Below are 16,631 nucleotides of genomic sequence, written 5' to 3'. Positions count from 1 at the left end.
GATGGCAGCCACAGGCACATTCGGCTTCGCTCCGGCGATCGCACTGTTCCCGCTCGCGGCCTTCGTCATCGCGCTCGTCTTCGGCAACTATTTGCCGAAGAAGGGGGCGATCCCGGGCATCGCGGCGACGGGTGGCTCGTTGCTGCTCTCGCTGATGATGGTCTGGACCGTCGCGGGCGGCGAATCCTATCACGAGACGCTGTACACGTGGGCGGCCGGCGACGCGACGAGCGAGGCCGGAGCGCAGGGGATCGAGTTCACGTTCGGGGTCCTGATCGATCCGCTCTCGGCGCTGATGCTGGTGATCGTCTCGTTGATCGCCTTCCTCGTCCACGTCTTCAGCCTCGGGTACATGAACGCCGAGGGCGAGACCGGTCTCCCGCGGTACTACGCCGGACTCGGCCTCTTCACGTTCAGCATGCTCGCGTTCGTCTACGCGGACAACCTGTTGATGGCGTTCATGTTCTTCGAACTCGTGGGCCTCTGTTCGTTCCTGCTGATCGGGTTCTGGTTCCGCACGAAATCCGCGCCCTCGGCGGCGAAGAAGGCGTTCCTCGTCACCCGCTTCGGGGACTACTTCTTCCTGATCGGGGTCGTCGCGATCGCGGCCACGTTCGGCACGCTCGGCTTCGCCGGCGACGACTCCTTCGTCACCGCGGCGGAGACGGCGATCGACGACGGTGCGACGCTGTTCGGCTTCGACGCCGGGACCTGGGTGACGATCACCGGCCTGCTCGTCCTGGGCGGGGTCGTCGGGAAGTCCGCGCAGTTCCCGCTTCACACGTGGCTTCCGGACGCCATGGAGGGTCCGACGACCGTCTCAGCGCTGATCCACGCGGCAACGATGGTCGCGGCCGGCGTCTACCTCGTCGCCCGGATGTACGGCTACTACGCACTCAGCCCGACCGCGCTCGCGATCATCGCGTTCGTCGGCGGCTTCACGGCGCTGTTCGCGGCGACGATGGGCGTCGTCAAGGACGACATCAAGCAGGTGCTGGCGTACTCGACGATCAGCCAGTACGGCTACATGATGCTCGGACTGGGCGTCGGCGGCTACGTCGCCGGGGTCTTCCACCTGATGAACCACGCGTTCTTCAAGGCCCTGCTCTTCCTGGGCGCCGGGTCCGTCATCGTCCTCATGCACCACGAGCAGGACATGTGGGAGATGGGCGGCCTGAAGGACAAAGCGCCCGTCACCTACTACACGTTCCTCGCCGGCGCACTCGCGCTCGCGGGGATCGTCCCGTTCTCGGGCTTCTGGTCGAAAGACGAGGTCCTCTACGACGCGCTGATCGTCGGCCTCGAGGAACCGGTCATCCTCGCGGCCTACGCGATGGGCCTGGTCGCCGTCTTCTTCACCGGCTTCTACACCTTCCGGATGGTCTTCCTGACCTTCCACGGTGAACCGCGGACCGAGACGGCCGAGGACCCCCACGCGGTGGGCTGGTCGATCAAGGCCCCGCTGGTCGTCCTCGGCGTCCTCGCGACGGTGGCCGGCCTCGTGAACCTCGCCCCGATCGCCAAACTCGCCAGCGTGGACATCACGTACCTCGAGTTCTGGCTCGACGGCGAGTACGGCGCCGTCGAGGGCCTGACCTACCACGCCTACCACGAGACGGTTCCCTTCGAGGAAGGGGCGATCGGCTCCGAGACGCTCACGCTGGTGCTCGGTGCCGGCCTCTCGCTCGGACTGGCGCTGGCCGGCGCGTTCACGGCCCACACCCTGTACAACGTTCCCGAACCGACGCGCCACACGACGAAACTCGGCGCCGCGTACGACCTCCTGCGGAGCAACTACTACCAGGACGAGTACCAGGTCTGGCTCGCGGAGGGCCTGACGCTCCCGCTCGCTCGTGCGGCCGATCGCTTCGACCAGACCGCGATCGACGGCGCCGTCAACGGTATCTCGACCGTCAGCCTGTTCGGCAGTGACCGGGTGAAGCGACTGCAGACGGGGATCGTGACGAACTACGCGGCACTGCTGGTGACCGGCTTTATCCTGTTACTGCTGGTGCTCGGATATCTCGGCGGGTGGTTCCTATGATGATCGAGACACTCATCGCTGTCACGCTGGTCGGCGCGCTCGTCACGTTCGTCGCGCCGAATCGCATCGCCGGCAAACTGGCCTTCGCCATCAGCCTCGTTCCCGCGGGGCTCAGCCTCTGGCTGTTCGCCGCCTTCGACGGCAGCGGGAACGCCCTGCTCGACGGCGACCTGGCGTTCGAATCGCAGGCCGCGTGGCTCCAGTTCGGCGACTACACGATCTCGTGGTTCGTCGGCCTCGACGGCATCTCCCTGCCGCTGGTCGTGCTGACGACGATCCTGACGACGCTGGCGATCGTGAGTTCGTGGACGCCGATCGACGAGCGCGAATCGCAGTTCTACGGCCTCCTGCTGTTCATCGAGACGAACCTGATCGGCGTCTTCGTCGCGCTGGATTTCTTCCTCTGGTTCGTCTTCTGGGAGGCCGTGCTGATCCCGATGTACCTGCTGATCGGCGTCTGGGGCGGCCCGCGCCGGAAGTACGCGGCGATCAAGTTCTTCGTCTACACGAACGTGGCGTCGCTCGTGATGTTCGGGTCGTTCGTCGCGCTCGTGTTCGGCCTCGGCGACGGCGTCACGAGTTTCGCCCTGCCCGAGATCGCGAGCGCGATGCTCGCGGGCGGCCCCGAGGGCTTCCTCGGCGTCGGCGGCACGAGCCTCGCCTCGATCGTCTTCGTCGCGATGTTCCTCGGATTCGCGGTGAAGGTCCCGGTGGTGCCGTTCCACACGTGGCTTCCCGACGCCCACGTCGAGGCCCCGACGCCCGCCTCCGTGTTGCTCGCGGGCGTCCTGCTGAAGATGGGGACCTACGCGCTGCTCCGGTTCAACTTCACCATGTTCCCCGACCAGGTCGAGGCCTTCGCCGTGCCGATCGCCGCGATCGCGGTGATCAGCGTCATCTACGGCGCGATGCTGGCGCTGGCCCAGACCGACCTCAAGCGGATCGTCGCCTACTCGTCGGTCTCGTCGATGGGATACGTCATCCTCGGACTGATCGCCTACACCCAGTGGGGCGTCGGCGGTGCGACCTTCCAGATGGTCTCGCACGGCCTCATCTCGGGGCTGATGTTCATGGCCGTCGGCGTCGTCTACAACGCGACCCACACCCGGATGGTCACCGACATGTCCGGGCTGGCCGATCGGATGCCCGTCGCCGTCGGTATCCTCGTCGCCGGCGCGTTCGGCTACATGGGACTGCCGCTGATGAGCGGCTTCGCCGCCGAGTTCTACATCTTCTTCGGCTCGTTCGGGGCCGACTTCCCGTACGCACCGCTGGTCACGGCGCTGGCGATGTTCGGCATCGTCATCGTCGCCGGCTACCTGCTCTTTGCGCTCCAGCGGACCGTCTTCGGTCCCTACCACCTCGAGACCGACTACGAGGTGTCCGATGCCCCGCTGCACGACGTCGCGCCGATGTTCGTGTTGCTCGGACTGATCATTCTGCTGGGCGTGGCACCCGACCTGATCCTCGAGAGGATCGCGGACGCGGTCGGACCGATTATCGAAAACGGAGGTGAACTGTAATGGCACTCCTCGAACTCCCCGAGTGGACGGCGCTCGCACCCGTCCTGCTCCTGGTCGGGACCGCGATGGTACTGTTCCTCATGGATAGCGTCTCGCCTCGATCGACGAACCGGGCCCTGCTGGCGGGGACCGCGACCGCCGGTTCGCTGGCGTCGCTCGGCGTCGCCGCCTGGTTCATCGCCGCGGGCGTCGGCGCCACCGGTGTCGAGAGCACCGGCGCGATCGAACTGTTCGACGGGCAACTCGTCGTCGACGGCCTGGCGCTGTACTTCACGATGATCGTCGCGATCGTGACGGCGCTGGTCTCGGTCGCGAGCTACGACTACCTGCAGGATCACACCTACCAGGCCGAGTACTACTCGCTGATCATGCTCGCGGCGACCGGGATGGCGACGATGGCGACCGCGAACAGCCTCGTGACGATCTTCATCGCCATGGAGCTGTCGAGCCTGCCGTCGTACGCGCTCGTCTCGATCCTCAAGGACAACCGCGGGAGCGTCGAGGCCGGCCTGAAGTACTTCCTGATCGGCGCGCTCTCGTCGGCCATCTTCGTCTACGGGATCAGCCTCGTCTACGGCGCGACCGGGAGCCTCCAACTCGACGCGATCGCGAACGTGATCGTTGGCGGTTCCGACGCGGTCGCAGGCGGGGTCGCGCCGGGTTCGGGCCACGACGTCGCCGAACTGGGCGGCCTGCTCGGACTCGGCATCCTGATGCTCGTCGGCGGCTTCGCGTTCAAGACCGCGAGCGTCCCGTTCCACTTCTGGGCGCCCGAAGCCTACGAGGGCGCGCCGGCCCCGATTTCGGCGTTCCTCTCGTCGGCCTCGAAGGCCGCCGGCTTCGTGATCGCGTTCCGCGTGTTCACGACGGCGTTCCCGCTCGAGGCGACGACCGAGGTGATCGGGATCGAGTGGACCTGGGCCTTCGTCATCCTCGCAATCGTCACGATGACGGTCGGGAACTTCGCGGCGGCGACCCAGGACAACGTCAAGCGCATGCTCGCGTACTCCTCGATCGGCCACGCGGGCTACGTGCTGATCGGCCTGGCCGGTGTGACGGCCGACGGCGGCGAGGTCGTGATGAGCGCGGCGATGATGCACCTGCTGGTCTACGGCTTCATGAACACGGGTGCGTTCCTGTTCGTCGCGCTGGCCGAACACTGGGGCGTCGGTCGCACCTTCGAGGACTACGGCGGTCTGGCGAACCGGGCACCGGTCGCCTGCGTCGCCCTCGGCATCTTCATGTTCAGCCTCGCCGGGGTGCCGCCGCTGGGTGGCTTCTGGAGCAAGTACTTCCTGTTCACCGGGGCGCTCCAGGTCGGCACCACCGCCATGCTCGTCGTCGCCGCGGCGCTGGTGGTCAACAGCGCGCTCTCGCTGTACTACTACTCGCGGCTGGTGAAGGCCGTCTGGATCGAAGAGCCGATCGTCGAACGCGACGCGCTCACCCAGCCGACCGCGCTCTACGCGGCGATCGTCGTCGCGGCGGTGATGACGGTCGTCCTGCTCCCGGCGTTCGGACCGGTCGCCGAGACCGCATCCGAGGCGGCGGCCGCCGTTCTCGGCTGAAGTCGTCGACCCGGTAGCTTTTACCCGTCGCGCTCGCAAGCCGCGATATATGGTTTTCCGGCTGGTGCTCGGGTGTGGGTCCGTCGGTAGACGGGTCGTCGAACGACTCCCCGACGGGGACCGCCTCCTCGTGATCACCGAGGATCAGCGTACGGTCGAGACCCTGCGCGACGAGAGCATCCCGGCGCGCCGCGGCGATCCCACCGATCGATCGGTGATCGACGGCCTCGAGACGCCGGACGTGATCTTCGTGGCCGCCGACCGGACCGACGTCAACCGCGCCGCACTCGAACACGCCCGGGCGGCGTTTCCGTCGTCCTCGATCGTCGTCTACATGGGCGGGAACGCGTCCGAAACCGATCGCCGGGAGTGTCGCGCCCTCGCGGACCACGTCGTCGACGCCGAAGCGGCGATGGTCGACCAGGTGCTCGCGGAGACCACGACCACGTCCGCCGAGGCCGCCATCGAACTCCGGGCGCAGCTGCAGACGATCGACGGTCGACTGGGGGTGATGATGCACGACAACCCGGACCCGGACGCGATCGCGAGCGCAGTCGCGCTGGTCGACATCGCGGCGTCGGTCGGCGTCGACGCCGACGCCTGTTACTACGGCGAGATCTCCCACCAGGAGAACCGGGCGATGGTCAACCTGCTGGATCTGGATCTGCGGAATCTCGGGTCGGACGACTCCCTGTCGGAGTACGAGGCGTTCGCCCTGATCGATCACTCCAGGCCCGGGGTCAACGACCAACTGCCGGCGGACCTCCACGCCGACATCGTCATCGACCACCACCCACCCCGCGGGCCGGTCCCCGCCGAGTTCGTCGACCTTCGAGAGTACGTCGGGGCGACGAGTACCGTTCTGACGGAGTATCTCGATCGGTTCGACGTCCCGTTCGACCCGGCGACGGCGACGGCACTACTGTACGGCATCCGCGTCGACACGAACGACTTCACCCGCGAGGTGTCCGCCGCGGACTTCAACGCCGCGTCGATGCTGTGGCCCCACGTCGACACGAGCGTCCTGCACCAGATCGAACAGCCGACGATCGAGGGCGAGACCCTGGAGACGATCGCGCGGGCGATCAAGAACCGGGATCAGCGCGGTTCGGTCGCGGTCGCGAGCGTCGGCCGGATCGGGAACCGCGACGCCCTGCCGCAGGCCGCCGACCAGTTGCTCGCGATGGAGGGCGTCGAGACGACGCTCGTCTTCGGGTTCATGGACGAGATGGCGTTCCTGTCGGCCCGGTCGCGGGCCGGCGACGTCGACCTCGGCGAGACGCTCCGGGACGCGTTCGACCAGATCGGGAGCGCGGGCGGCCACGCCGACATGGCCGGCGCGCAACTCGAGATCGGCATCCTCGCCAGCGCCGACGGCGACGAGGAGGTCGACTCGATCGTCAGCGTCGTCGAGGAGGTCATTACCAACCGGTTCTTCGAGGCGATCCGGACCCAGCCGGGTATCCCGGTCGGGACCTACACGCGGACGAGCGAGTGGCTGTTCACGATGGACGAGGAGACGTCCTGATCTCCCGGGACACGCGCTACGATCGATCGCTCGAACTGGGTTAGAGCTTCCTGGCGATGCGTTCCATGGCGAGAACGAGCCTGTAGAAGAGATACAGGAACAGGAGGGAAACGACGAGCGACGCGACGTCGCCGAGCAGTTGGCCCACGACGGTGACCGGAATTCCGAAGAGGAGGGCCCCGACCAGACTGCCGACGCCGATCGTCAACAGTCCGAGACCGAGCAGGATGGCGTACGCGACGAGATCGCTTTCGGGCGGGTGAGCACTGGACATACGTCCGCTACCGACGATGGTGACAAAATCGTTCGGATGACGGTCGGCGGGCCGTCTCTCTCACGGGCACAATCCGCGATGGCTGGGGGAGTCGTCGACGCCGACAGGACAGTACTTTTGCTCGCCGACGCCCAATCTGTGGGCATGGAGATCGCGTCGGAACAGAGCAAACCCCGGGTCGAGGAGTACATGACGCGCGACGTGGCGACGGTTTCGCCCGACGCGACCGTCGGCGCGGTCGCAAAGCGGATCGCCGAGAGCGACAAGCACAGCGGGTTCCCGGTCTGTGAACGCCGTCGGGTCGAAGGGTTCGTCAGTTCCCGGGACCTGTTGCTCGCCGACGACGGCGACCCGATCTTCAAGGTGATGACGACCGACCTGCTCGTCGCCCACCCCGAAATGAAGGTGACCGACGCGGCCCGGGTCATCCTCCGATCGGGGATCCAGAAACTCCCGGTCGTCGACGACGCGGGGAACCTCGTCGGCATCATCTCGAACGCGGACGTGATCCGGAGCCAGATCGAGCGGGCGACCCCCGAGAAGGTCGGGAAACTGATGCGAACGCTCGAGCAGATTCACGACGTGACGCTCAGCCAGGAACGTCGCACGGTTCCGCTCGACGAACTCACGCCCACCCAGGGCCGGGTCTACGCCGACGAACTCGAGGGGCGACGGTACGAACTGGAGCACGGTCTCGCCGAACCCCTCGTCGTGATCGACAACGCCGGGACGCTCCTGCTCGCCGACGGCCACCACCGCGTGCTCGCGGCGGACCGCCTCTCGATCGACGAGATGGACGCCTACGTCATCGTCGTCGACCACGAGGTCGACCTCGGGATGGCCAAGACGGCCGAAAAGGAAAATCTCGAGCAGATCGACGACATCGAGGTCGTCGACTACGCCCGCCACCCGCTCGTCCAGACGACGAAACGGCTCCAGTCCGGCGAGTAGGGCTTCACTCCGCTCACGGTCCGCTCGCCTTCGCATGACCAGATCGGGTTCGTCTCGGCGACTGTCGCCCGGCGTGACGACTGGTGAGGGTTATCCCCGCCGGGAGAGTACCCTCCCTGATGACTACCACTGGAGCAACCGTCGATCGCGTCCTGATCGCCGGCGGAACCGGTGACACCGGCACCGAACTGCTGTCCGTCCTCCGCCCGACCGACCTCACCGTCCGCGCGACTACCCGATCGTACGCCGCCGTCGAGACCCTGGAGCGTCTCGGCGCGGACGAGGTCGTCGTGGCGGACTTCTTCGACCCCGCGGACGCCGTCACCGCCGTCGAGGACTGTGACGCCGTCTACTGTACGCTCGGAACCCCGCCGAGCTACCGCCACACGATCGGGGGCAAACTCGTCGATCGAACCGGCGTGCTCAACCTCCTGACCGCGACGGTGAGCGAGGACGTCTCCCACGTCGTCCACACCAGCGCGATCGGGGTCGGCAACTCGAAGCCCGGACTCTCCCTCCCCGCCAGACTCCTCATCCGCGGCTCGCTGAAGGCGAAACAGGACGCGGAGGCAGCGATCCGGCGGTCCGGGCTCGACTACACGATCGTTCGGCCCGGAAAGCTGACGGACGCGCCGCCGACCGGCGACCTGCTGATCGGCGAGGGCGGCGACTCGGTGTCGGGATCGATCGCCCGAACCGACCTGGCGCGGCTCCTGGCCGCAGCGCCGTTCACCCCGGAGGCGCGAAACCGGACGTTCGAGGTCGTCAGCCGGGACGGCCTCGATGGGACGCCGTCGAATCTCGTCGACGTCGACTGGGCGTTCGATCGCGTCCAGGCCGATAGCGATCGGATGCGCCTCTGATACGGACTGCTGTACGACGCAACCGCGATCCGTCTGCGGGGGCGTCGAAACTGGCGGACAACAATCCGTACGAGGCACCGGCGACGTGGGGCGTGCCAGCAGGTCCCGGAATCCTTAATGCTCGGCCCGGCAAAAATTGCGATTATGTACGACGACGAGGACCTCGAATCGATCCGGGAGGCCACGGCGGAGTGGGAAGAAGAGACGCTCGATCCCGTGCTGGAGCGCCACGGGGAGCGCCAGGATCGATTCGCGACGGTCTCGAACCTCGAAGTGGATCGGCTCTACACGCCCGACGACGTCGCCGACCTCGACTATCTCGAGGATCTCGGCTTCCCGGGCGAAGAGCCCTACACTCGTGGCCCGTACCCGACGATGTACCGCGGACGGACGTGGACGATGCGCCAGTTCGCCGGCTTCGGGACCGCAGAGGAGACCAACGAGCGCTTTCACTACCTGATCGACGAGGGCCAGACCGGGCTCTCGACGGCGTTCGACATGCCGACGTTGATGGGCCTGGACTCCGACGACCCGATGAGCCAGGGCGAGATCGGCAAGGAGGGCGTCGCCGTCGACACGCTCCGGGACATGGAGATCCTCTTCGACGGGATCGACCTCGAGGAGATCTCGACGAGTTTCACGATCAACCCGTCCGCGCCGGTGATCTACGCGATGTACGTCGCGCTGGCGGACCAGCAGGGCGTCCCGCGCGAGAAGATCCGGGGCACCCTCCAGAACGACATGTTCAAGGAGTTCATCGCCCAGAAGGAGTGGGTGATCCCGCCGGAACCCTCGCTCGACCTCGTCACGGACGTCGTCGAGTTCAGCACCGAGGAGACGCCGAAGTTCCACCCCATCTCCGTCTCGGGCTATCACATCCGCGAGGCGGGGTCGACCGCCGTCCAGGAACTCGCGTTCACGCTCGCCGACGGCTTCGGCTACGTGGAGGACGCGATCGATCGCGGCCTCGACGTCGACGAGTTCGCCCCCCGGCTCTCCTTTTTCTTCAACTGTCACAACTCCTTCTTCGAGGAGATCGCCAAGTACCGGGCGGCCCGACGGATCTACTCGCAAGTGATGGACGATTGGTACGGTGCCGAGAAGGCCGAGTCGAAGCGCCTCAAGTTCCACACCCAGACCGCCGGCCAGTCGCTGACGGCCCAGCAGCCGCTGAACAACGTCGTCCGGGTGACGATCCAGGCGCTGGCCGGCGTCCTCGGCGGCACCCAGTCGCTTCACACCAACAGCTTCGACGAGGCCCTCGCGTTGCCCTCCGAGAAGGCGGTCCGGGTCGCGCTCCGAACCCAGCAGATCATCGCCGAGGAGTCCGGCGCCGCGGACATCGTCGACCCCATGGGGGGGAGTTTCGCCGTCGAGGCGCTCACCGACGAGACCGAACGGCGAACGATGCGCTACCTCGAGGAGATCCGCGACATGGGCGACGGCTCCGTCCGTGACGGCATCCTGCAGGGCATCGACGACGGCTACTTCCTCCGCGAGATCCAGGAAGCTTCCTACGAGTACCAGGAACGCGTCGAACGCGAGGAGGAGGTCGTCGTCGGGGTCAACAAGTACACGCTCGAGGAGGACACCAGTCCCGACATCCTCCAGATCGACGAGAGTACGAAGGAACGCCAGCTCGCCCGCCTCGAGGACGTCAAGGCCGATCGGGACGACGACGCGGTCGAAGACGCGCTCGACGAACTTCAGGCCGCGATCGATCGCGGCGAGAACACGATGCCGTACATCGTCGATGCCGTCAAGGCGTACGCGACGATGGGCGAGATCATGCAGGTGTTCGAGGACGCACACGGCGCCTACAGCGAGGAGATCGGACTGGCCTGAATCGGTCACGAGCGCCGTTGCTCGCCTCGGAATCGCTCTCCCCCTGCTGTCGGGATCGATAGACGCCGAGTCGACGTTCGCCGGGCCGACGTTCGCCAGGTCGGCGCTCGATATCGCGTTGATTCAGGCTCTAGCGTCCCTGACGACTGGTATCAGCGCACTCGTCACTCGATCGGTTCGGCCTCGGGAAACTGATAGCTCCCGTCGAGAATCTCCTCGCGCGGACCGTACAGTCGGACCGTATAGTTCCAGCCCTCCGGCGTGTAGAGGAAGTTCGGCTGGTCGGGGTCACCGCCGAAGTGAATCGTGACGCTGCCGTCGTCATCCCGCTGTGCAGTCACGTTGTTAACTGCGTACGCGTCGTACTCGTTTTCCTCGAGGTACCAGTCGCTGTTGTAGACGGTGACCGACCAGTACCCGTCGACGGGGACGTCCTCGACAGTGAGCGTATATGGCGTGTCGCCGTCGTTCTGTTCGGGCGTTCGCCAGAGGACGAACTCGTCCGTCTCCGGACTTCCGCCCCAGGCGATCGCGGTGCCGAGGAGGTGCTTGACGGGATCGACCTCGTCGGCGTCGCCCCACACGCCCCGTGAGTCGTCCATAGTCTCTCCGACAGTGATGAGCGCCTCTCGGATTCCCTCGAGCGATTCCTGATCCCAGTTGGGGATCTCGAACGTCCCGATCGATTCCTGACTCGCCGTGATCTCGTCCTGGATGGCGTCAACGGTCTCGACGTCGTCCGGATCGTTCGGATCGAATAACGTTCGGACCAGGACCAGACAGTACCGCGTCCCGACTTCGTCCTCTGTCAGCGTGTATTCGCCGGCGGTCGTTGACGATCCCCGCAAGTAGTTATTTTGATTGATGACGATCAGCAACTGGTAGCGGTCACCGGTGTCCGGTTGGGTGACGGTGACCGGCTCGGTCAGATCGAAGACGCCAGCCGAGTAGAGCGTATCGCGGTTCATCTGGATGACGTCCTGCTGGTCGATGGGGACCAGCTCTCGGAGGTGATAGAATTCCCCGAACCCACCCAGTTCGGCGTATCGCGCGAGATACGTGTCGGACTCTGCGCGCGGGTAGTTCTCCCACGTTACCGGGACTGGCTCGCCATCTTCCGACGCGTCTTGTCGGACCCGCTGGGCGGGTGATCCCGCGGCGTCTTGGTCGGCGGTGGCGTTGCCGACGCCCATCGCGAGAACGCCGGCGAGTCCCGCTCCGCGAAGCGCGGCTCGGCGCGTCGCCCGCATCGATTCGGCGTCCGATTCTGCCGATGTGTATCGTGGCTTATCCGTCATGCTCGTGCCTCTCGAGTGTCCCACGGTAGCGGCTGGGACGGACTCACAGGCCCCCACACCCGCAATCAACATAATACGGGGATGATGTGTTTCCATAATTTATTGCTTCGATGACAATGTCTGCAGTACGATAACCGCCCGTTCGAGTGCGTGATACCCTGCCCCTGTCGAAGGGTCCTTGCGGTATCGCAGCGGTCGAACTTCCCGGTATCGACGAATCCCCGCGGATCGGGCGACAGTACGGAAGGGATCGACTCCGACAGACGGCGTCCGGAACCCGCGCTACCGTCCGCGACCCGCGCTCACACCGCGTTCTCGTCGAACCGCGACACGATGTGTAGTGCCAGCAGACCCACTGCCAGGAGCGTTCCCACCGCGAGACCCCCGTAGAGCGCCATCGTCACGGGCGAGACTGCGATCGAGACCCCGGCGAGGGCGATCGTCTCCACGCCGGATCGTGCGGGAAGCGCGTGGCCGAGCACCGCCCCGAACGCGGCGGTGACGGCGACGAGCGCGAGGCCCAGTCCGACAACGACGCGGCGGCCCGCGAGCGACCGCGTCTCGGCTCCGTCCGCAGTCCGGGACCGCACGGAATCGGAGGCTCGATCCGACGTCATCGGTGACAGGTCAGTGCGCGTGGCAGAGGCTTTTTGTCCGTTTTCGGTGATACGGAAACCGTGAAAGAGAAGGAACTGTTCGGCCTGGTACTGGTCGGAATCGCGCTCCTGATGGCCGTCTCGGGGTACGTCCTCATCGCCACCTGAGTACGCGAGCGGCGAGGCTGCCCCGTCACTCCCGGTCGGTCGAATCGCCTTCCTCGACCCCGGCCGCCGATTCGACGCCGTCGATCGCGTCCCCAGCGTCGCCGTCGTCGACCGTCGGTGCCGAGTCGCCGCCGTCGATCACCGACGCCGACTCGCCCCGGGTCCGCGGATCGGTCTCGATCACCCGGGCCGCCAGACCGGTCGCGATCGCGAGCACGGTGGCGATCGAGAGGAGGATCGCGAACTGGAGGCCCGACTGGAGCGGGTCGACCCCCCACGGGTTGAAGACCGCGAAGGTGGCGACGAAGAACAGGATGATCGCCAGCGGAATGGCGTTGACTGCGAGGTCGATCGCGATTTCGGTGTCGAAGGCTCGTCGACTCATTGGTGGTGGTGTCGCCTGTGGAGTGCGTTCGGTAGCCGTTCATCCGTCACGATAGCGCCCGATCACGGCCCCCAGGACTGCGAGCGCGCCGGCGACAGCGATCGCGGTTCCCCGAGTCGCCAGTCCGACGAGGGCGTCGCTACCGGCGATCGTCAGCAGGTCGGTCCCGACGGCGCACAGGAACGTGCCGCCGGCGGCGAAGACCGTCCCGAGACCCGCCGCGATCGGCCACGGACTCGTCACGTGGTTCGACTCGGTGACGAAGCCGGCGACGCTGGCCACGAACAGCACGAGGCCGCCGACAGCGAGGGGGACGAGACCGACGAGGATGCCGACCTCGGACAGGACGAGGGAGACGGCGAGCAGGAACGGCCACGGACTCGCGGTCGTCCGGCCGTCGGTCCGGGTGGTGTGATCGGCCATACGCACCCTACCACGGCCCCGTAGTAGTAACTGGTCCCGGAGGTCGGCGGTGACGACAGTCACGGATCCGTGACAGAATCGGAGACGAGGACGTGCCGGTCGGGTGAGCGGGCGGACAGCGGTTGCCGGTCGGTTCGGAGGCGGTGGCCGAGCGATCGGAAGATACCGGTCGATCGGTTCGGAGGCGACGATCGAGCGGTCCCGAGGCGGGATCGAGGCGCGGGATCGACGACCGTTACTCGTCGCGATCGATGACGAACTCGGTGAACTCGTGGAGTTCGTCGACGGTCTCGGGATCGAAGTCGAGGCCGTCGATCTCGGCGCGCGCCTCGGCGGCCAGGTCGAGGGCACGCTCACGGGCGCACGCGAGGCTCCCGGTGTCCTCGATGATCGAGAGGGCTTCGAGGACCTCCTCGTCGGTGTTGGTGTCGGCCTGGAGGATCTCCTGGAGGCGGCGGGTGCGCTCGGGGTCGCTCCTCTCGATCGCGTGGATGACGAGGAGGGTCTTTTTTCCCTCGCGGATGTCGTTGCCGAACTCCTTGCCGAACTCGCCGGCACGGCCGAGCGAGTTCTCGACGTCCAGGATGTCGTCGCCGATCTGGAACGCGACCGCGGTCAGTTCGGCGTACCGCGCGACGGCTTCCTCCACCTCGACCGGCTGATCGGTGATGATCGCGGCCAGTCGGGCCACGATCCGCCCCAGGCAGCCGGTCTTGCACGCACACATCTCGAGGTACTGCTCGGGTGTGACTCGGACGTCGCGTTCGTTGTGCCAGCAGATGTCCATCCCCTGGCCGAGGTGGGTCCGGTTGAGTTCGTCCATCAACATCTCGTAGGCGGCCAGGCGCCGATCGGCCGGCAGGTTAGCCGGGTCACGGGTCAGGATCTTCAGCGGCAGAAAGTACATCGCGTTTCCGGCGTTGAGCGCGACGTCCGCGCCGTAGAGGTGGTGGAGGGCCGGTTCCCCGCGGCGCATCGCGGCCTCGTCCTCGACGTCGTCGACGATGATCGTCCCGTTGTGGAGGATCTCGGGAATACAGGCGTAGGGCAGGTACGCAGCCGGGTCCTCGCCGAACGCGTCGATGAACACGAGAAAGAGCACCGCGCGCCACCGTTTCCCGCCCCGATCGAGCAGTTCCCAGATCGGATCCGACAGGGCCCGCTGGAGCCCGTCGGGATCGTACTCGTACGTCGCCTCGCCGAAGAACGACTCGAGGTAGTCGACGTCGATCTCGCGTGGAAGGAGGTCGGCGATGGCCTCGTCGATAGCTGGCCGCCACTCCGCAAGCGTCTTCCGCATACACCCCCAGAGAGGGAGCGGCCTCAAAAAGATTCAGTTCTTCGTGGACAACATCGGTTGGATTTATTACGATTCCGGAACCCCTAATCGGGCGGCAAGGTGACGCGGGAACATGGCAGACGAAGCCGAACTTCGCGAGCAACTCGTCGACGCGTTCGAGGGCGCGGACTACCCCGTCAGCAGCCAGATGGATCTCGTACCGGCACTGCCGAACGGGCTGGCGACCTCCTTCGAATCCGGCGATCTCAGCTTCACCGCGATGGAACTGGGTACCAGGGCCTCCGGCCGGCAGGAGTTTCCCTACGACGACGTCGACTCGCTCGTCGACGACATCATCGCCGGACTGAAGGACGAAGGCGAACTGTAGGAGACCTGCGTCTCCGGATCGCTCGACAACCGCGACGCCGTTTTCGTGACGATCGCCGACGACCAGGGCCGGCGCCGTTCTCGACCCCGATCTCGACCGATCGGCGCCCCGTCGTCGATCGCGTCTCGATTCCGAACAGTTACCCGCTCGTGGGTCCTCGCCACTCGCATGACGACCTGGATCGGTGACGTCTTCACCAGTGACGTCGGCTGGACGCACCTCGAGCGACTGGTCGATATCGGCAACCGGATGGCCGGCAGCGACGGCGAACGCGAGGCCGCGGAACTGACCCGCGACGCGCTCGCCGAGGCCGGCGCGCGAAACGCCCGTCTCGACACGTTCGACATTCAAGGATGGACGCGCGGCGACAGCGCGATCGCAGCCGGCGACGAGAACCTCGACTGCATCGCACTCCCCCGCAGCCCCGCCGACGCCGTCGCGGCGCCGCTCGTCGACCTCGGCTACGGCCTGCCGGAGGACTTCGCGTCGGCGGACGTCGAGGACGCCGTCGTGATGGTCCGCAGTGACATCCCGGACTACTACGATCGGTACGTCCACCGCCGGGAAAAGTACTACCACGCGGTCGAGAACGGGGCGGCCGCGTTCGTCTACCGCAACCACGTCGAGGGCTGCTTGCCGCCGACCGGCAGCGTGGGAACGGACGCCGATCCGATCGGGGAGATTCCCGCCGTCGGCGTCTCCGCGGAGGTCGGCGCGCGGCTTGCACGCCGGTACAGGGGCGACGACGTGACCGTCTCGGTCGACGCGAAGATCCACCCCGTGGAGAGCCAGAACGTCCACGCCGAACTCGGCCCGGACACCGAGGAGCGCCTCCTGGTCACGAGCCACGTCGACGCGCACGACATCGCGGAGGGCGCGCTCGACAACGGCGCAGGCACGGCGATGGTCGTCGAGATCGCGAACGCGCTCGCGACCCGTGAAGACGTCCTCGACACCCGCGTCGAGTTCGTCGCCTACGGGGCCGAGGAGGTCGGTCTCGTGGGGTCCGGCTACCACGCCGAGGAAACCGACCACGGGACGGTCAAAGCGATCGTCAACAACGACGGCGTCGTCCGCGATCGGACGCTCTCGCTCACCACGCACGGGTTCGACGGCCTCGAAACCGCCGCGAACGACGTCGTCCAGCGGTACGACCACCCGATCGAGACCGTGCCCGAACTCGGCCCCCACAGCGACCACTGGCCGTTCGTCCAGTGGGGCGTCCCCGGATATCACGTCACCTCGACGTCGGACGAGGTCGGACGCGGCTGGGGCCACACCTTCGCCGACACGCTCGACAAACTGGAGCGACGCGACCTCCGGGAGCAGGCGATCCTCCTGACCGACCTGGTCGTCGAGCTCGCCGACTCGGCCGCGACGATCGAGCACCGCGATCCGGAGGCGATCGCCGCGGACCTCGAGGCCCAGGACCTCGCGGAAGGGATGCGGGTTACCGGCGACTGGCCCTACGGCGAGTAGTCGATCGGTTTCCGTTCGA

The 16,631-nt window shown here is 66.6% G+C and carries 14 protein-coding genes and 1 pseudogene; 9 read left to right on the top strand and 6 right to left on the bottom strand.

All coding sequences use genetic code 11. From position 1 onward, the window contains the following. Window position 1 precedes the first annotated feature (1 nt). The 4 genes from nuoL to AC6I6X_RS16750 are packed head-to-tail and all read left to right on the top strand — an operon-like array spanning window position 2 to window position 6,663. Window positions 2–2,044, top strand: a complete 2,043-nt coding sequence (gene nuoL, locus AC6I6X_RS16765) for an NADH-quinone oxidoreductase subunit L (protein ID WP_497931674.1) — start codon at window positions 2–4, stop codon at window positions 2,042–2,044. Next, the gene (locus tag AC6I6X_RS16760) at window positions 2,041–3,567 is read left to right on the top strand and encodes a complex I subunit 4 family protein (RefSeq protein ID WP_497931673.1); all 1,527 of its coding nucleotides are present in this window, start codon (window positions 2,041–2,043) and stop codon (window positions 3,565–3,567) included. The genes nuoL and AC6I6X_RS16760 overlap by 4 nt, the downstream gene beginning before the upstream one ends. After that, the gene (locus tag AC6I6X_RS16755) at window positions 3,567–5,135 is read left to right on the top strand and encodes an NADH-quinone oxidoreductase subunit N (RefSeq protein WP_497931672.1); all 1,569 of its coding nucleotides are present in this window, start codon (window positions 3,567–3,569) and stop codon (window positions 5,133–5,135) included. Before AC6I6X_RS16760 ends, AC6I6X_RS16755 begins: the two co-directional genes overlap by 1 nt. 49 nt (window positions 5,136–5,184) lie before the next feature. Then, window positions 5,185–6,663: a DHH family phosphoesterase gene (locus AC6I6X_RS16750; RefSeq protein WP_497931671.1), complete on the top strand. Its 1,479-nt coding sequence runs from the start codon at window positions 5,185–5,187 to the stop codon at window positions 6,661–6,663. 40 nt (window positions 6,664–6,703) lie between these two features. Here AC6I6X_RS16750 and AC6I6X_RS16745 read toward each other — a convergent pair whose 3' ends face one another. Beyond that, window positions 6,704–6,937 carry a hypothetical protein gene (locus AC6I6X_RS16745; protein WP_497931670.1) on the bottom strand — a complete coding sequence of 78 codons (234 nt, stop codon included), beginning with the start codon at window positions 6,935–6,937 and terminating at the stop codon, window positions 6,704–6,706. Between the two features lie 144 nt (window positions 6,938–7,081). Here AC6I6X_RS16745 and AC6I6X_RS16740 point away from each other — a divergent pair, with 144 nt between their 5' ends. The 3 genes from AC6I6X_RS16740 to AC6I6X_RS16730 all read left to right on the top strand — a co-directional run bounded on the left by AC6I6X_RS16740 (window position 7,082) and on the right by AC6I6X_RS16730 (window position 10,596). Further along, window positions 7,082–7,888 (top strand): CBS pair associated ParBc domain-containing protein, encoded by an 807-nt coding sequence (locus AC6I6X_RS16740; protein WP_497931669.1) that lies wholly within the window; start codon window positions 7,082–7,084, stop codon window positions 7,886–7,888. A 119-nt stretch (window positions 7,889–8,007) separates the two neighbouring features. After that, window positions 8,008–8,751 (top strand): SDR family oxidoreductase, encoded by a 744-nt coding sequence (locus AC6I6X_RS16735; RefSeq protein WP_497931668.1) that lies wholly within the window; start codon window positions 8,008–8,010, stop codon window positions 8,749–8,751. 144 nt (window positions 8,752–8,895) lie between these two features. After that, window positions 8,896–10,596: an acyl-CoA mutase large subunit family protein gene (locus AC6I6X_RS16730; protein ID WP_497931667.1), complete on the top strand. Its 1,701-nt coding sequence runs from the start codon at window positions 8,896–8,898 to the stop codon at window positions 10,594–10,596. A gap of 164 nt (window positions 10,597–10,760) precedes the next feature. Here the strand turns inward: AC6I6X_RS16730 and AC6I6X_RS16725 are convergent, their stop codons facing one another. The 5 genes and pseudogenes from AC6I6X_RS16725 to AC6I6X_RS16705 all read right to left on the bottom strand — a co-directional run bounded on the left by AC6I6X_RS16725 (window position 10,761) and on the right by AC6I6X_RS16705 (window position 14,766). Next, the gene (locus tag AC6I6X_RS16725) at window positions 10,761–11,894 is read right to left on the bottom strand and encodes a DUF1214 domain-containing protein (RefSeq protein ID WP_497931665.1); all 1,134 of its coding nucleotides are present in this window, start codon (window positions 11,892–11,894) and stop codon (window positions 10,761–10,763) included. A 302-nt stretch (window positions 11,895–12,196) separates the two neighbouring features. Then, window positions 12,197–12,511, bottom strand: coding sequence for a DUF7520 family protein (locus AC6I6X_RS16720; RefSeq protein ID WP_497931664.1), 315 nt, complete (start codon window positions 12,509–12,511; stop codon window positions 12,197–12,199). A 292-nt stretch (window positions 12,512–12,803) separates the two neighbouring features. Beyond that, window positions 12,804–13,043: pseudogene (locus AC6I6X_RS16715) on the bottom strand (DUF6684 family protein); the annotation flags it as partial. A 39-nt stretch (window positions 13,044–13,082) separates the two neighbouring features. Continuing rightward, window positions 13,083–13,466 (bottom strand): DUF7541 family protein, encoded by a 384-nt coding sequence (locus AC6I6X_RS16710; protein WP_497931663.1) that lies wholly within the window; start codon window positions 13,464–13,466, stop codon window positions 13,083–13,085. Window positions 13,467–13,701: 235 nt separating this feature from the next. Further along, window positions 13,702–14,766: a polyprenyl synthetase family protein gene (locus AC6I6X_RS16705; RefSeq protein WP_497931661.1), complete on the bottom strand. Its 1,065-nt coding sequence runs from the start codon at window positions 14,764–14,766 to the stop codon at window positions 13,702–13,704. A 112-nt stretch (window positions 14,767–14,878) separates the two neighbouring features. Here AC6I6X_RS16705 and AC6I6X_RS16700 point away from each other — a divergent pair, with 112 nt between their 5' ends. Both AC6I6X_RS16700 and AC6I6X_RS16695 read left to right on the top strand, forming a co-directional pair. Continuing rightward, window positions 14,879–15,133, top strand: a complete 255-nt coding sequence (locus AC6I6X_RS16700; protein WP_497931660.1) for an MTH865 family protein — start codon at window positions 14,879–14,881, stop codon at window positions 15,131–15,133. 168 nt (window positions 15,134–15,301) lie between these two features. After that, a complete protein-coding gene (locus AC6I6X_RS16695) occupies window positions 15,302–16,612 on the top strand; it encodes a M28 family peptidase (RefSeq protein ID WP_497931659.1) in 1,311 nt (436 codons plus the stop codon). The last annotated feature ends 19 nt before the right edge of the window (window positions 16,613–16,631 follow it).

The organism is Halosolutus sp. YCN4 (genome assembly GCF_059736495.1).
The sequence above is the reverse complement of the archived record's forward strand: the minus strand, read 5'-3'. Positions and strand labels throughout refer to the sequence as shown.

Excerpts from the sequence above, each read along its gene's own strand:
- AC6I6X_RS16725 (WP_497931665.1), bottom strand. The coding sequence starts at position 11,894 with ATGACGGATAAGCCACGATACACATCGGCAGAATCGGACGCCGAATCG.
- AC6I6X_RS16695 (WP_497931659.1), top strand. The coding sequence starts at position 15,302 with ATGACGACCTGGATCGGTGACGTCTTCACCAGTGACGTCGGCTGGACG.
- AC6I6X_RS16730 (WP_497931667.1), top strand. The coding sequence starts at position 8,896 with ATGTACGACGACGAGGACCTCGAATCGATCCGGGAGGCCACGGCGGAG.
- AC6I6X_RS16710 (WP_497931663.1), bottom strand. The coding sequence starts at position 13,466 with ATGGCCGATCACACCACCCGGACCGACGGCCGGACGACCGCGAGTCCG.
- AC6I6X_RS16750 (WP_497931671.1), top strand. The coding sequence starts at position 5,185 with ATGGTTTTCCGGCTGGTGCTCGGGTGTGGGTCCGTCGGTAGACGGGTC.
- AC6I6X_RS16760 (WP_497931673.1), top strand. The coding sequence starts at position 2,041 with ATGATGATCGAGACACTCATCGCTGTCACGCTGGTCGGCGCGCTCGTC.
- AC6I6X_RS16705 (WP_497931661.1), bottom strand. The coding sequence starts at position 14,766 with ATGCGGAAGACGCTTGCGGAGTGGCGGCCAGCTATCGACGAGGCCATC.
- AC6I6X_RS16745 (WP_497931670.1), bottom strand. The coding sequence starts at position 6,937 with ATGTCCAGTGCTCACCCGCCCGAAAGCGATCTCGTCGCGTACGCCATC.
- AC6I6X_RS16720 (WP_497931664.1), bottom strand. The coding sequence starts at position 12,511 with ATGACGTCGGATCGAGCCTCCGATTCCGTGCGGTCCCGGACTGCGGAC.
- AC6I6X_RS16735 (WP_497931668.1), top strand. The coding sequence starts at position 8,008 with ATGACTACCACTGGAGCAACCGTCGATCGCGTCCTGATCGCCGGCGGA.
- AC6I6X_RS16755 (WP_497931672.1), top strand. The coding sequence starts at position 3,567 with ATGGCACTCCTCGAACTCCCCGAGTGGACGGCGCTCGCACCCGTCCTG.
- nuoL (WP_497931674.1), top strand. The coding sequence starts at position 2 with ATGGCAGCCACAGGCACATTCGGCTTCGCTCCGGCGATCGCACTGTTC.
- AC6I6X_RS16740 (WP_497931669.1), top strand. The coding sequence starts at position 7,082 with ATGGAGATCGCGTCGGAACAGAGCAAACCCCGGGTCGAGGAGTACATG.
- AC6I6X_RS16700 (WP_497931660.1), top strand. The coding sequence starts at position 14,879 with ATGGCAGACGAAGCCGAACTTCGCGAGCAACTCGTCGACGCGTTCGAG.